A 14,297-nucleotide genomic window follows, 5' to 3' on the forward strand; every position below is an offset into this window, starting at 1 on the left:
CATCAGGTCCGGGCTCGCCTGCGCGAGCTGCTCGTGCAGGAAGACCTCAGGGTCGATACTGGGAGAAGCGGTCATCGTGATGCTCCGTTCGAGAGTGCTGTGGAAGGTTCACTCGAAGGATCACGCGGTGACCGCGCCTACATCAGCAGGACACGCTCACCACCGTGGTCGTCGTACACCACTCTGATGGACTCCACTTTCTCCGGTCGCGGTGGGTTCGCGGGCTGACCGGCATGTCTCTCCTTCTCGACGGCGGGAGTGGCACAAGCGTAGGACCTCATGCGTGGTGATACTCACGACGCGGTAGGACGAGTGGTGCCGGCGCGTTGGCAGTGGTCGTGGCAGGATCTCAAGCACCCATCTCCCATCACTGCCCGGGCAGGAGCCATGACGACGGACGCGATCGACCATGCTGCCCGCAGCGCTCGGACCGCGCACCTTGTTGAGCAGCTGCATGACATCGTCAGTGAACTCGAGGAGATGCATCCGGGGCGAAAGTTCCCATTGGACGGTCACCTTGTCGGCTCGATCGGAGAGGCCGCCGCCGAGGCACTCTTCGCCCTACGCTTGGTGAGAGCCTCCACGGCGGGCCATGACGCAGTGGCCGACGACGGTCGTCGAGTTGAGATCAAAGCGACTTACGGCGCGAAGGGCGTAGCCATCCGCGCAACTTCTCATGACCACGCGGCGGCCCTCATCGTGTTGCGATTGTCGCGGGTTCCGGGGACAGGACACGAGGTCGTCTTCAACGGCCCGCTAGCGCTGGGGATCCAGGCTGCCGGAAAGATTCAGAGCAATGGCCAGGCGCCCATGAGCCTCACCAAGCTCCGCAAACTCAATGCTGACGTCCCCGACGAGGCCCGAGTGCCCCTTCGATCTCAATCGGCCAGGCAGGAGGCGTGGCCGCCGGCCGAGGGCAGCCGCCGCGCCGTTCAGGTAGGGACCGGTTCAAGTCCAACTTGACGGGAGCCGAGTGGCCCCGTGCAACGCTCTCGCTCCCACAGACGAGCCGCATGCGGCATTTCCGCACGTTCCACGTGGGTAGCAATCGCGGTCCCCCCGAACCACTGGCGCCGGTTGGCCTCGTGGAGAATGGGCGCTTATGACATACGTCCTCGGGCTCGACGGTCGGACAGTACGGGTCGGTGGGCAGCCGCGAGACGTGCTCATGCAAGATCTTCGAGAAGCTGGTGTACGGCTGAACGCGCACGCCGCGACGCTTCTTGAGCACCCCGCGTTCGACTATCCGGAAGGGCAGGAGCTGCGGTTCGTCGAACGAGCCGTGTATGAACTCGGGCTCTCGACCGGCGGCACGCAGTCGCAGGTTTTCGATGCGGCCCGAGTGCAGGGCTTCCACCTTTGCCCCGTGATTAGCGGCCCGTTCCTCCGCTTGGCCACGATGGATCAGCACAACGCGCCAGACTCCGTCTTATCGGCTGGTAGCGCCCCGACCGGGGCCATCCACATTGCTTCCCAACCACTCCGCGACGATGAGGCTTACCCCAAGGGGTTCTACCTGCGTGTGGTGGACGACGAAGTCTGGCTCAGGGGATATCGCTGCGATGACACGTACGAATGGGGCCCGGAGCAGCGGCTGGTCCTGGTGCAGCCGTAGGTGTGAGGCGCGGCAACACCGGAAGTCCGTAGTCCCCTGGTGCCCGGCCCCTTTGTGATTGTCTGGGGGATGTGACAGTCGAATTGCTTCGTCCACCCAAGGCCCGACCCGGTGATCGCGTCGCGGTGGTGTCGCCATCCTTCGCCGCACCGGGAGTCGCTCCGCAACTGCACGAGCAGGCGATGCACCGCCTTCAGGAACTAACCGGGCTCGTGCCCGTCGAGTACCCCACGACGCGGCAGTTGGACGCGACGCCCGTCGAACGCGCCCGCGACCTGAACGAGGCATTCGCCGATCCGAGCATCCGTGGCGTTATCTCCACCATTGGAGGCGAGGACCAGATCACCGTCATTCCTCACCTCGACCCTCAGACCGTCGCCGCCGACCCCAAACCCTTCATCGGCTATAGCGACAATACCAACTTGCACAACTGGCTGTGGACTCAAGGGATCGCAAGCTTCTATGGCGGCTCAACCCAGGTGCACCTGGGTCCCGGACCAGCGGTCGATGAGGTCCACGCCAGGTCTCTCGTTGCTGCTCTCCTGACCGGCGAGACCCTGCAGATCACCGAACCTGGGACGTCGGAGGACATGGGCTGGCCCTGGGATGACCCACGCGCGCTCACCGAGTACGGAGATCGCGAGCCGACACAGCCCTGGACGTGGTCGGGCCCCACCCGAACCGTCACCGGCCCGACCTGGGGCGGGTGCCTGGAGGTCCTGCAGTGGATCCTCACCGCGGGACGCTTCTCGCACGACGCCAGCGTGCTGGCCGGCGGCGTCCTGATCCTGGAGACCTCGGAAGAACTGCCGTCCGCCACCGAGGTGGGGTGGATCCTCCGGGCGATTGGTGAACGCGGACTGCTGGCTGCCGTTGACGCAGTCCTGGTGGCCAGGCCACCCGCGTCCAACTTCGACGACCGACCGGACGAACGAGAACGAGAACGCCGCCGGACCGAGCAATGCGAGACGGTGATTGAGGTGATCAGCCGGTACAACCCCGACGCCGTGGTGTGCGTAGGCATCCCATTCGGACATACCCGACCCCAGTGGATCCTGCCCCACGGCGGCCACATCACCATCGACTCCTCAGCACGGCGAGTGACAGCCGACTACTCCTAAGAAAACGTCCCCGCCCGGCACCGCGAGGAAGGCCCGGAAGAACGCTGCGCGAGATCGATTACCCCGTCCCGCACGCGAAGATGACGGTGCGATCGGCGGCAGATCGGGACGTTTGAGAGGTCTCCCAGTGAGTGCATAGTTATGCAGTCAGAGGTCTCTGTCGAGATGGCCTGCGGCGGTTCGACTGAGGGTCGGTTCGGCCAGCACGTCTGGCCGCGCGTCTGTCTGACGATGTGTCCGCAAGGGGATCCCTATACGCGGGTTTCATCCCGCGCAGCAGGAGAGTTTGGTGATGTCGGTGGTGAAGGCCTGGGCGGTGAGCTTGAGGCCTTCGGCCATGGTCAGGTAGGGGCTCCAGAGGTTGGCGACCTGGTCGGTGGTCATGCCGGCGTCGAGGATGTAGACGCCGGCGGCGGCGAGGTCGCCGGCGTCCTGGGCGAGGGCGGTGATGCCGATGATGCGTCCGGTGTCGGCGTCGGTGACCATCTTGATGAGCCCGCGGGTGTCGCGGTTGACGATCGCGCGTGGGACGTGCGCGAGGGACAGGACGCGGCTGTCGTAGCGGATCCCGGTGGCGGAGGCCTGCTGGCCGGTCATCCCGACGGTGGCCAGGGCGGGGCTGGTGAACACGACCCGGGGCAGGTGGCGGTAGTCGACCTCACGGCCGGCGCCGGTGAGGGCGTTGTCGGCGACGATGGTGCCGTGGGCCGCGGCGACGTACACAAACTGCGGGTGGGCGGTGACGTCACCGGCAGCCCAGATGCGCGTGTTTGTGGTTCGCAGGTGATTGTCGACGACCACCGCGCCGTGGTCGCCGGTGCGCACGTCGACGGTGTCGAGGCCGAGGGTGCCGATGACCGGGCGGCGCCCGGTGGCGACGAGAACCTCAGCGCCCCGGAGCTCCTGTGAGCCGCCGCCGGCGGTGGTGGCGGTGACCGCGACCTCGCCGGCGGCCTGGTCGCGGCGGACCGCGGTGGGCACCGCCCCGCGGATGATCTGGATGCCTTCGTCGGCGAAGATCTCCTGCAGGGCGGTGGCGGCCTCGGGTTCTTCGTGGGACGCCAGGCGGGAGCGGACCAGCATGGTGACCCGGGCGCCGAGCCGGGCGAAGAGCTGGGCCTGCTCCATGGCGACATAGCCGCCGCCGATGACCAGCAGCGATTCTGGGACGTGGTCCAGCTCCATCGCGGTGGTCGAGGTCAGGTAACCGGCCTCCTGGAGACCGGGGACCGGCGGCACCCAGGGCGTGGAGCCGGTGGCAATGAGGTAGCGCGCGGCGCGGACCCTCTTCACCGTGCCGCCCGGGCCGGTGACGCGCAGCGCCGGCTCGGTCGGCGTGCCGACGAACGTGGCCTCCCCGGGCAGGAGGTCCCATCCGTACTCGGTAGCCAGGTCCACGTACTTCTCGCCGCGCAGCGATCCGACGAGCTCATCCTTACCGGCGACCAGGGCGGGCATCTCCACCGGCCCGACGCCGGGGACCGGCAGGCCGGGGAACCGGGCGGTGTCGAGTGTGACGTGGCGGGCCTCGGCGGCCGCGAGCAGGGCCTTGGAGGGCACACACCCGGTGTTCACGCAGGTACCACCGACGGTGCCCCGCTCGATCATCACCACCCGCTTGCCCAGGCTGGTGGCGCGGATCGCGGCCGCGAACGCCGCCCCACCGGACCCGATCACCGCCAGGTCATACGACCCGCCCTTTGCCGTTGCCGTCATGAGCTCCTCCTTCATCGCCCTCAGGATCGACCTTCCAGGGCACTGGAAGGTCAAGGCAGAATGAGTGGCATGCGGATCGGTGAGGTGGCCCAGGCGTCAGGCACGACAACCAAGACCCTGCGGTACTACGAGGAATTCGGGCTGCTGCCCGCCGCGGACCGGACCCCGGCGGGGTACCGGGACTACGGGCTCGACGTGCTCGACCGGCTCGACTTCATCGGCCGGGGGCAAGCCGCCGGGCTGACCCTGGCGCAGATCGGCCAGGTGCTGGACATCCGCGACCGGGGGCAGGCCCCCTGCCAGCACGTCACCGACCTGCTCGACACCCGCCTCGAGGTGATCGACCGGCAGCTCGCCGAGCTCGCGCAGCTCCGCGCCAAGATCGCCGACCTGCGCGAGGACGCCGCCGCCGGCGACCCGGCCACCTGCTCCCCTGAAGACGTCTGCCGCTACCTGTAACCCCCGAGGGTCACGGGCCCGTGGCACCATCGCGACATGGTCGATGACACCCAGCAGCGATGCTCGTGCTGCGGCCGCCTGCGGCCACGCAGGTCGCTCCACGCACTGGGTAGCGAACCGGCCTACATCTGCCGAAGGTGCGGGCTCTGGGTCGCCCTTCGCATCTCCCGCGACTGAACGACACCGCCCGCAACGCGAAGACGCCGCCAGCCGGGCGGGCGGGGGTCAGTAGCGCGGCGCGTCGCCGGGTCCCTGACGAGCTAGAGCTCGGCCTCTCTACGGCACCTTGGCGCTGTCAAGCTGGCGATGCAGCAAGCTGGCGAACCCCAGATACTCCAGCGCCGCCGTTCCGATTAAGGAACCTTGAACGGGAATGATGCAGACAAGCGAGTGCATCCCTGTTCGGGTGTCCGATAAGACCCGCCCGAGAAGAAGCCCGGTCAAGGGGTGCTGAGTGGGACACGGCCGAGGAGGTCCAGACCGGGGTGCGAGGTGACCGCCGGGCGTGTACGCGTCCTGTCGGCCGCCAACGGTTCGCTCTGTGACCGACGCTCCACCAACGGTATAGACATCCCCATGAGTGCATGGGTATGCCATCCAACAAGAGCGCGCACATCGGCGGAGTCGCGATGTATCGAGCGTCGACTGAGCTGGACCCAGTCCGCGGGTGGCCCATAGTGGGCGGAACTGACTTGGTGGTCGGGCCATTTACACGCCGGCGACGTAGGCGGTGAGGAAGTGGACGCCGTGGCGGTCGAGGTTGCCGCGGGCTCGGTCGTATTGCTCGGTGGTTCTGGGGTCGGCGTGCCGGGCGAGGATCTGGGCGTCGCGAAGGGGCACGCCGGCGTCCAGGGCGTTGGTGATGGCAGCGTGCCGTAGCGAGTGTGGGCTGATGTGCCGGGGGATCCGCGCGGTCTTCGCGATGCGCTGCACCATCCGGTAGACGTCGCGTCGGTCGATCGGCTTGCCGGACAGCGGTCGCAGGACGAGTCGCCCGCTGGTGCGCTCACCGCGGCAGGCCTCCAGTATCCGCAGGACGGGGACGGTCAGCGGCATCGTGGCGGGCTTGTTGCCCTTGCCGACCAGGTGCAGCACCCGGTGGCCTCGCAGGAGGTCGGTGTAGTCCTCGATCCGCACCGCTGCGGCCTCGGAGGCGCGCAGCGCGTTGATGCCAAGGAGGTAGGCCAGTGCACCGTGGTGGACGGTGATGGTCTGAGCAACCTGCAGGAAACGGATCAGCTCCAGCCGGTCCAGGCCCTGAGTGCGGGACTCGTCCCGGTGGATCTTTGGCAGCCGGGCGTACACGGCCGGGTCGGCCGGGATGGTGCCGTCGATGTGAGCGAACCGGAAGTACCCGCGGACGGCGTGCATTCTCGTGTTCACCGAGGAGTCCATCAGGCCGGCGTCCCCGAGCTCGCGAATGTAGAGCTCGACGTGCGCTCGTTGTATCCCGACCAGTGGGTCCAGCCCGTTGGTCTCGCACCAGGTGAACCATCGACCCAGTTGGGTCCGGTACAGGGCGTGAGTCGCTCCGGAGTAGCGAGCCAAGAACGAGACCGCTGCCAGTTGCGGGGCGCTCATCGAGGACGGATGGAACGGCAGTGCCGCCGTGGAGCTGGTCGTGGTGGACATGGTCGCCTCCTGCGGCGACCTGGGTCCGGGCCAAGTCGGTGCCCGCCGCCAGCGCGACGAGGCTGTCGACTCCCATGACGCTACGCCGGCCCCAGGACCGCGTCCGGGCGCGGCGAATTTTGACGCGCGTCGCTGCGCAACGAATGAAGGTCTTCGGACTGTGCGGGATGGCTGAGCTGGCCTGATACGGCTGTGCTGTGCGCAGTGCTACAGGTCGGCGGTGATCGCCACGCGGCAGTGGTCGCTCGGACCCCACCCTTCCACGTCGTTCAAAGCCCGCGTGGTGACGAGGTCGGCGAGGTTCTCGGTGGCGAACACGAAGTCGAGCTGGCGGGTGGCCGTCAGGGGTGTCTGCCTGGAGTGGTGGTATGTCGGGACGTTGCGACTGTTGAGCGGGAGCTCGTCGGGCCAGGGGTGGGCTTGGCGACCCGCTGGGTTCTGGGGACCGATATACAGCAGCCCCATGGACCGTGCTCGATCGAACACACTGCGGTAGCGGTCGGCGAAGTAGGGGTCGCCGTGCTCGCCATACCCGTGAAGGATGTTGAAGTCGCCGGCCACAATGAGCCGCTCGTCGCGGCGACCGGTGAGCAGCGGCGCAAGGTCGGAGAGCAGCCGATGGGCGGAGGCGTCGGCGTAGATAAAGCCCTCACGTCCTGGGGGTCGTTCCCAGGCGGCGTACGCGGATGCCAGGGTCACGACGTGCTTGTCGTCGCGGTAGATGTCCGCAACAGTGAGAGTGCCGCGGCGGCTGACACCCAAGGCTGAGAGGTCGGATTCGTGGAGGTCCCTCAGTCTGCGGGGGACCATGCGGTACCGGTCGGAGACTTGCGCGATACAGGTGCGGAGCTCGGAGGGCCAGTGTGCGGTAGTCCAGTCTGCGTCGGTCGCAGGCACACAGCCCGCCAGGAGGCCGGCTGGTGGTCGTGGTGACTCCTGAAGGAGCGCGAAGTCGAGCCGCGGGTCGGCGACCAGGTCGTCCCAGACCGAGAGCCGGTTCACGTTCCACGAGACGAGCTCGAGCACAGCTCGAACGATACTGAAGTCTCGACATTCCGAGAAAACAACTACTTGGGCGGCCGGGGAGACGCGCCAGCCCTTGGTTCGCGCTTCCGCGACGGCGAGCGGCCAGGGGACTGTGCAGGTGCCGAACATGGACGACGTATGGCGGCGAAATGACGCGCCCGGAATGCCTGGTCAGCGGCCAGAGTCGCACACGCAAGAGAAGGCGCCACACTCACCGATGCGTTTGTACGGTTTGACTCTGGGCAGAGACACTTCTTGGCGCCCTGACGCGTGCAACCCTTAACTAATCCCTAGCGCAAATCAGACAAAGTGCCCTCTATGGACCGCCTCGTGAATTGAGTCCTTGTACGGCTGTGGCATGTTTAATGTATCTACGGATTCTGGGCTGACGAGCACAAGCTCCTTATGCTCGTTGCTGTAGGTTGGCGCGTCGGTTCCTTCGAAAGTAGCCAGGTAGGTCAAAATGAACACGTGTCGATCAGGCTTGATCTCGTACACCCAGGCGAAATAAGGATCTCCTATGATGCTTTTCCAACCCAGTTCCTCTTCCACCTCCCGCGCAACGCATTGATCCGGAGATTCGCCCAGGTCCAGTTTGCCACCGGGCAGTTCCCACTCGTTGCGCTCATTTTTCAGAAGTGGTAGTCTTCCTTGCCAATTTATTACCGCCTTCACTGAAATCGGCAATTGGTACTCATAGTAGTTCGGGCCTCGCCGGATCATGTAAGGCTGCCCAGCGGTTTTCGCAATCAGTTCCATTTGCCCTCCACTTGGTACAATGACACGCAGGCATCATCAGACTTCTTGAAGTGCCTAGCATCTGTCGTGCTAGAACGCTCATACGATCGTAACTCACCGAGCACAGTCGCGGCGCCTTGACGCGTAACCTCCTTGGCAAGGGTTGTCCAGTCCGGGAATAGTCCGTAGTCCGTCACCGCCCGTGCAAACCCGTCCGTCGCGAGCAGAATGTGGTCGCCAGGAAAACACCTCCACTGCCTTGATGCTACACCCTGCCATACGTCTGGATTATTAGCCATGACCCATTGGCCATTGGCGCCTCGAAGATACCCTCGCCTCCGTTCTTCAATCCCAGCAGTGGCACTATTCTGGGTAGTCGCCCGCTTCAGAACGGCGCGTCGCTCGTTCTCGCCGAACTGTGACTCTGAGAGTAATGTGTCTTGCTCCTGATGAAAAATATAGACGTCGCCCACTATCGAAGCCACTACATGATGCGATTCCAGAGTGACGATCCCCAGGGAGCATGCCGGCGGGAGGTCATGAGCAGTCATTCCATGCTGTCGCAGCTTCACGGCTACATTCTGCGCAAGGCGGCTTAGCAACTTCGCATGGTCGGGCTCAGCATCGGCCTTTGCAAGAAGCGCGTTGATCTGGTGTACCAGCCAGTACGCGCCGGTGACCGAGTGGTCGGGTAGGTAGGTTCTGGGTACGTCTGTCGCTCCATCTAACATCCAGGCCGTATGGCTGGCGTCGCCGGCCAGATCCTCGTTCATCTGCCCTTCGCCCATGTCACTGGCATGGTCTACTCTGAGCAGTCGGCTAGGGCGTCGAGCAGGAGGGGATGTCTTCATGGCAGCTGCAACCTGAACATGAGGCCACAGGCGATCAGAAGTGCGCCGACCACGAATCCGGGGATGATTCTTTGCCACCTTGAGGCGCCGCCTGCCCACATCAAGGAGGAAAACGCCATCGTGATGGCGCCTACCGCGACGACGATGAACCGGAAGGCCGCGTCTGCCTCCATGCGCGTCGAGATGGTAACTGCCGAGGTTATCAGCGCGATAACCGCCGCGAGGACGCCGAGCAATTGCACTTGTTCCGACTTGGCTGCGTTAAGATCCCGCTTTGCTTCTTCAATCCGCGCCTCTAATGCGGCACTTGACTTATCGAAATAGAGGATTGATCGGAATGCTTCAAACTGAGTGAGTTGTCTGACTTCACTTGGGGTAGACGCGTCTTGTAGTCTAATGGCGGTGTTTATCTCGAGCAGAGCCTCGTCCAATCTACCAAGCTGTCGTAGGAGGCGAGCCCTGGTTCGATGAAAATTGGGGTTAGTTCGGGTGGACAGGGCAATTGCTCTCTCAACTACATCAAGGGCCCTCTCCGATTCCCCTCTATCCACGGATCCAGCCAACTCGCCGATGCTGGCGGATAAGGCGGCGTACTGGTGCAGTACTCCGGGTGTGTCTGGGAACGAAACAATTGCTTTCCTGCTATGGCCGAGAGCGCCCCGTAGTCCGGATTCAGACGTGCCATCCCCCGCGGCAACGACCGCTAAGAACGTGTGGTAATACGGCTCCGTGTGAAATTCCTCGAAGTACCGATTGACCAGGTCGCTGTACTGACGCTCTTTCTCTTCGCGGTGCAACTCCTGCAGAAGCCCATATAGGCTCGCGAATCTAAGGTCATAGTCTTGGCGCTTGTCATTCAGGATCTCCTGCAGTTGGTGCGTGTCCACCGTGCCACTCTTTAGAATCTCCCGCATGCGTTCGGCAAAGTGGGGATCCTGAGCTTTTGGTAGCTCCACCATGCTACAGGGTCCCGTCGGCGAGTATGCGCATTGCTACGCGGGACGTTCCAAGCAGCTCTGTTCGTCCATGGACTACCCGGTGATTGTCTAGGATATAGGCGTCACCTGTCCTCAGCCATGGAACGGTGTAGGAGTTGATTGCCACCGCGTCCCGAAGAGTGGAGGTTAGTTCTGTAGGGCCGGACAAGGTCCACCAAGGGTCATCGCGATATCGATAGCTGGTATTTTCTGATGCCAGGACCAAGGGACGGCTGCGTCCACGGAGGTTCACGAGGTTGACCTGCTCGAGGTCATGTTGGCTGAGGCCAGCAAAGGCAAGACGCAAGTCCGCAAACTTGGGTACCCCGCCGACGTCTGGCTGCTGTGCCAGGTAGAGGCCTAGAAACCGCGGGGGCTGCGGCGTCGATGAGCGGTCAGTGTGAAGTGGGAGCTCCAACAAGCTAAATCCGTGTCCAGACTGTGCGTCGGACCGGTTATCTGGCACCACTCGCGTGACTCCTGTCGGGTCAGCGTCAGGGTGTTGGTAGATATCCCCGAGCTCAGCCATCACTCGCCTGAAGTCCTCGAACTCCCAGCCACTGACCAGAACAATGCCGTCAGTGACTAGGGCATCGCGCACGTGCTGGAGCGATACACCGGGGCGGATACGGTTGGCCACGCCCTATTCATACAGGTTGGCTGCCACGCGGGCGCTGCGACGCGCTGTGCGCCGTGCGCGCCCTGGCTCTCGAGTTGGAACGGTGTCCGTGGCGGAGGCGGCCGATTCGTGCTGTCGCAACGCGCACTGCGCGAGTGACTGCGGCGAGCCACAGCGCGCGCTCGATCGGGTCATTCAGGCTCTGGCGGCTGTGGTCCCCAGGCAAGGCTGTTCCGGATAGTCCCTCATCGGCTACTTAGCGTGGGTGAGCACAGTCTTGGGTCGGGTGCGATCGCGGATGTTGCCGTTGCCGGCGGTGGGTGCCTGGTGCCTCCCGTGGCCGAGGTGGTCGGTCAGCTCGTCATCCAGCGCGGTCTCCAGGACGGTGGCGGTGATCGACTTGAGCACCCTGTCCGGGCCGGTCAGATCCTCACCCCGGGCCCGGGCGGCCTTGACCAGCTCTCGGACCGTGGCATGCTCGGCCTCGCTGCGCGAGGTCGTCTTCGTCGCTTTCTTTGGCATCGAGCTCACGCTCGTGATCTTCTCGGTCACAGGTGACCTTCCCCGCCGGCTGGGCGGGCGTGTCAGGCCCGAAACACCGTTCGGCGGACAGTCCCGAGCGACCAGCCCGCAGGTGGCTCGACGCTAGCGGAGCGACGCCGCCCCATAGTGGGCGGAATGAGCCGCCCAGGATCCCTGGCGCAAGCTGGCTCCTCGACGGATCCGTCTGTCACGACCAGCCAACCGGTCGGCAAGGTGTCGAATGACTGTTGGGGCGTCCGCGCGTGGATTGTGGATCGCGTAGGTGCAGGATGTCCTCCTTCAGGGCGGCACGGGAAGTTGGGTACGGGTGTTGTCTGTACGAGGCTCCCGTCCATTGACAGAGGGGTCAGGCTGGACTGATGCCCTCCCACCTGCCGTAAGCTCCGGCCATGGCTGCGGAGTGGGAGCTGGACATCGGGGACCTCACGAATCGCCGCGAGGTGATGGAGCGATATGGGGGCTCGCGGTTCGGCGGCATCGAGCCCTCAAGCAGGACACCCAACGTGCTGATGTTCAGCGACCCGGGTCAAGGCGCGCAGCATGGCTATGACTACGACGGTTGGGACTCTGACCCCGGGTCGCCCGTCTATTACTACACGGGAGAAGGGCAGGTCGGAGACCAGTCACCCGAAAGCAAGGGCAATGGCGCGATACTCAAGCACATCGAGGCGGGCCGGGCACTGAGGCTCTTCGAAGCGGCTGGGCCCAACAGAGGTGGGGGCAAGCCTCAACTGTACGTTGGAGAGTTCCACATCGACCCCGCTGACCCGTGGCGCTTCCGGGAAGCCCCCGACCGTGAGGGGCGGATGCGGCAGGTCGTCGTCTATAAGTTGGTCGCCCTCGATCCCGTGCGAAGCCGGGCAGTGAGTCACGCCGGAACGGTCGCGCAGCCGCTGGAGGGGGACGTCAGATTCGACGAGCGGCAACTCCGGGAGGTGGCGCTCCGCTGGCTCGAGCTGCGCACTGATGGTGGACGGCAATCGCTGTCGCTCGAGGACATCAAGGACTTCGGTGGAGGGTTTGCCCTGGCCGATGCCTCGGCCGAACTATGGCAACCGCCGGGATTCGACGGACTGCTCTCCATCCGTGACGAGCGCGACGTGGAGCGAGACCACATGCGCCTCGAGGGACTGACCATGACTCTGACGTCCACCGTCAGGTCGGAGAGTCTAGCTGCGGCGGGTCGGGAGGGTCTCCCGCTGATTTGGTTCCAGAGCATCGGTGACGGCCAGTACCTCGCCATCTACCCCCTCTACGTTGCGGGCCGCGAAGGGGAGACCTTTCTGCTGTCGCCTGACGAGACCTTTGGTCGGCTACCCGAGGCGCCGGACTCGGCTTTCGAGTTGGTCATGAAGCGGTACGTGCTGGCGGAGACGAAACGACGGCTGCACCAGCCGGTGTTCAGGGCACATATTCTCCGTGCGTATGGCCGGCGTTGTGCCGTCTGCGCGCTGGGGCACGTCGAACTCCTTGACGCTGCCCACATCATCCCGGATGCACACGAGTTGGGGGTGCCTGCCGTACACAACGGCATGGCCCTGTGCAAACTGCATCACTCCGCTTACGACTCGCATCTGCTCGGCATCACTCCCAACCGCACTGTGGAGATCGCGCCGAGAATACTCACCGAAGTGGATGGGCCCACGCTTAAGTACGGGCTGCAAGGGCGGCACGGTCAGGACCTCATGGTCTTGCCACATGCACGGTCGGACTGGCCCGATCCCCAGTTGCTGTCTCAACGGTATGAGCAGTTCCGGGTTCAAGCCGCTGGATGATGGACCCCCCCGTCGGGCCCTGACGTACTGCCCATAGCCTGGGCCCTTGGCGCCCAAGTTAGGCCCCTCGCATACCTGTCTCGCCACCCCGCCAACCACGCGGTGCGGTCCAGCTCCCGCCCGAGCGGCGTCAGCATGACCGTCATCGCTAGGTCGGTGCCGAGCGCGTCGCACGCCCAGGCCAGCTCGCCTCTGGCCGCGCCCAGCGCGAGCAAGGGGGTGCTGCCGCTGAGGGCCGCGAGCAGCCCCCCCGTCACCGCGGAGGTCGACGTCTTGTCCGGGGCGAACGACGCCAGACCCATGGCGAGGTAGAAGTCCACGGGCTGCGGGTGGGACAGCACGGCGTAGACCGAGGCCGTCAGGACCGACAGGGCCGACCGGTCGGGTGCCAGCTCACCGACCCCTGCTGGCTCATGTGGGTCCGTCGAGGCTGCCATGACGGCGGCGCCCAGTCGCCTGGCGACGACACCCGCACCCTCGGACTCCAGACGCTCGACCTCCTCGAGCCACGACGTGGCCAGGCTGTCCACACCCTTCTGCGTCGCCGCAGCCAGGCGGGCACCGGCTGCGACGACCGGCCCGACCAGGTCGTGGGCGTGGGTGACCCGGGCGGTCTCGACCGCCGGCCACACGCAGTCCGGACCGTGCTGGGCGACGAGCGTCGCGAAGGGCAGGGTGCGCACCAGGGCGTGCGCCCCGAGACTCTTCCGCCCGAGGTCCAGCACCTCCGGCCCGTGCCGCAGCACGCGCACGGTGGCGGGCGCACTGCCCCGGCGGACGGCATACCCCGGCACCTGCGCCAGCAGGCTCCCACCCGGTCCGCGCTCGGGCGCGACGCCGGAGATCCCCTGGCCGGTCGCCCAGCGACGCAGGGACGCGAGGCTCTCGTGGCCCCAGTCGTGGTCGAGCTGGCGGCCGGCGCGCTCCAGGGTGCGGATCATGCCCTCGACCGTGGCCAGCGTGAGCTGGGTGGCGACGCCGGCGGGCCGCACGGCGGCGCTGCTGAACAGGTGGTCCGCGCCGTCACCGAGGGCGATGCCGTGCAGGACCCCGCGGGACAGCTCGATCAGCTTGGCCAGCCGGGCGGCGGACTGGATGTCCAGGCCCTGCTCGCTCACTGGTCTACCTTCCTGGTGTCAGCGTTCTCCGATAGGGCGTTGATGCACCCGAGGTGCCACCAGGCCATCGCCCTGCTCGCTCGACACGGTTGAGGTCCACGATGAGA

At 65.4% G+C, this 14,297-nt stretch carries 14 protein-coding genes and 1 pseudogene; 6 read left to right on the forward strand and 9 right to left on the reverse strand.

All coding sequences use genetic code 11. From position 1 onward, the window contains the following. From D4B81_RS19040 to D4B81_RS16925, 4 genes are all read left to right on the forward strand, one after another. Positions 1–228: hypothetical protein (locus D4B81_RS19040; RefSeq protein WP_237566079.1), on the forward strand; the 228-nt coding region annotated here is incomplete at its 5' end. A gap of 159 nt (positions 229–387) precedes the next feature. Continuing rightward, the gene (locus tag D4B81_RS16915) at positions 388–963 is read left to right on the forward strand and encodes a DUF6998 domain-containing protein (protein WP_202613749.1); all 576 of its coding nucleotides are present in this window, start codon (positions 388–390) and stop codon (positions 961–963) included. 139 nt (positions 964–1,102) lie between these two features. Further along, on the forward strand, positions 1,103–1,615 hold the full coding sequence (locus tag D4B81_RS16920) for a hypothetical protein (RefSeq protein WP_122263851.1): 513 nt from the start codon (positions 1,103–1,105) through the stop codon (positions 1,613–1,615). Positions 1,616–1,686: 71 nt separating this feature from the next. Then, a complete protein-coding gene (locus tag D4B81_RS16925; RefSeq protein ID WP_122263852.1) occupies positions 1,687–2,736 on the forward strand; it encodes a S66 family peptidase in 1,050 nt (349 codons plus the stop codon). Positions 2,737–3,000: 264 nt separating this feature from the next. Here the strand turns inward: D4B81_RS16925 and merA are convergent, their stop codons facing one another. Continuing rightward, a complete protein-coding gene (gene merA / locus D4B81_RS16930) occupies positions 3,001–4,452 on the reverse strand; it encodes a mercury(II) reductase (RefSeq protein WP_419866253.1) in 1,452 nt (483 codons plus the stop codon). 69 nt (positions 4,453–4,521) lie between these two features. On the opposite strand from merA, the gene D4B81_RS16935 reads away from it, so the two are divergent. Further along, a complete protein-coding gene (locus D4B81_RS16935; protein WP_122263854.1) occupies positions 4,522–4,911 on the forward strand; it encodes a heavy metal-responsive transcriptional regulator in 390 nt (129 codons plus the stop codon). A 708-nt stretch (positions 4,912–5,619) separates the two neighbouring features. On the opposite strand, the gene D4B81_RS16940 is transcribed toward D4B81_RS16935, so the two are convergent. The 7 genes and pseudogenes from D4B81_RS16940 to D4B81_RS16970 form a co-directional block, all read right to left on the reverse strand. Further along, positions 5,620–6,543, reverse strand: a complete 924-nt coding sequence (locus D4B81_RS16940) for a tyrosine-type recombinase/integrase (protein ID WP_122263855.1) — start codon at positions 6,541–6,543, stop codon at positions 5,620–5,622. A 207-nt stretch (positions 6,544–6,750) separates the two neighbouring features. Next, a complete protein-coding gene (locus D4B81_RS16945) occupies positions 6,751–7,569 on the reverse strand; it encodes an endonuclease/exonuclease/phosphatase family protein (protein WP_122263856.1) in 819 nt (272 codons plus the stop codon). Between the two features lie 300 nt (positions 7,570–7,869). Beyond that, on the reverse strand, positions 7,870–8,328 hold the full coding sequence (locus D4B81_RS16950; protein WP_202613750.1) for an NUDIX hydrolase: 459 nt from the start codon (positions 8,326–8,328) through the stop codon (positions 7,870–7,872). Next, on the reverse strand, positions 8,319–9,095 hold the full coding sequence (locus D4B81_RS16955; protein ID WP_161965258.1) for a protein phosphatase 2C domain-containing protein: 777 nt from the start codon (positions 9,093–9,095) through the stop codon (positions 8,319–8,321). Before D4B81_RS16955 ends, D4B81_RS16950 begins: the two co-directional genes overlap by 10 nt. Before the next feature lie 59 nt (positions 9,096–9,154). Next, complete coding sequence (locus D4B81_RS18325; RefSeq protein WP_161965259.1) at positions 9,155–10,117, reverse strand: tetratricopeptide repeat protein; 963 nt, start codon at positions 10,115–10,117, stop codon at positions 9,155–9,157. A gap of 1 nt (position 10,118) precedes the next feature. Beyond that, positions 10,119–10,775 carry a TauD/TfdA family dioxygenase gene (locus tag D4B81_RS19370; protein WP_122263859.1) on the reverse strand — a complete coding sequence of 219 codons (657 nt, stop codon included), beginning with the start codon at positions 10,773–10,775 and terminating at the stop codon, positions 10,119–10,121. A 237-nt stretch (positions 10,776–11,012) separates the two neighbouring features. Next, a pseudogene (locus D4B81_RS16970) lies at positions 11,013–11,306 on the reverse strand (transposase); the annotation flags it as partial. Positions 11,307–11,686: 380 nt separating this feature from the next. On the opposite strand from D4B81_RS16970, the gene D4B81_RS18590 reads away from it, so the two are divergent. Beyond that, positions 11,687–13,072, forward strand: coding sequence for an HNH endonuclease (locus tag D4B81_RS18590; protein ID WP_202613751.1), 1,386 nt, complete (start codon positions 11,687–11,689; stop codon positions 13,070–13,072). Here the strand turns inward: D4B81_RS18590 and D4B81_RS16980 are convergent. Next, complete coding sequence (locus tag D4B81_RS16980; RefSeq protein ID WP_122263861.1) at positions 13,057–14,190, reverse strand: ADP-ribosylglycohydrolase family protein; 1,134 nt, start codon at positions 14,188–14,190, stop codon at positions 13,057–13,059. The genes D4B81_RS18590 and D4B81_RS16980 overlap by 16 nt on opposite strands. Positions 14,191–14,297: the final 107 nt, after the last annotated feature.

It is taken from the genome of Ornithinimicrobium cerasi, from assembly GCF_003702705.1.
Taxonomy (GTDB): domain Bacteria; phylum Actinomycetota; class Actinomycetes; order Actinomycetales; family Dermatophilaceae; genus Ornithinicoccus; species Ornithinicoccus cerasi.

Bases quoted from the DNA above. Each gene is read 5' to 3' on its own strand.
- D4B81_RS16915 (WP_202613749.1), top strand. From the start codon at position 388: ATGACGACGGACGCGATCGACCATGCTGCCCGCAGCGCTCGGACCGCG.
- D4B81_RS16935 (WP_122263854.1), top strand. From the start codon at position 4,522: ATGCGGATCGGTGAGGTGGCCCAGGCGTCAGGCACGACAACCAAGACC.
- merA (WP_419866253.1), bottom strand. From the start codon at position 4,452: ATGACGGCAACGGCAAAGGGCGGGTCGTATGACCTGGCGGTGATCGGG.
- D4B81_RS16940 (WP_122263855.1), bottom strand. From the start codon at position 6,543: ATGTCCACCACGACCAGCTCCACGGCGGCACTGCCGTTCCATCCGTCC.
- D4B81_RS18325 (WP_161965259.1), bottom strand. From the start codon at position 10,117: ATGGTGGAGCTACCAAAAGCTCAGGATCCCCACTTTGCCGAACGCATG.
- D4B81_RS16950 (WP_202613750.1), bottom strand. From the start codon at position 8,328: ATGGAACTGATTGCGAAAACCGCTGGGCAGCCTTACATGATCCGGCGA.
- D4B81_RS18590 (WP_202613751.1), top strand. From the start codon at position 11,687: ATGGCTGCGGAGTGGGAGCTGGACATCGGGGACCTCACGAATCGCCGC.
- D4B81_RS16920 (WP_122263851.1), top strand. From the start codon at position 1,103: ATGACATACGTCCTCGGGCTCGACGGTCGGACAGTACGGGTCGGTGGG.
- D4B81_RS16955 (WP_161965258.1), bottom strand. From the start codon at position 9,095: ATGGGCGAAGGGCAGATGAACGAGGATCTGGCCGGCGACGCCAGCCAT.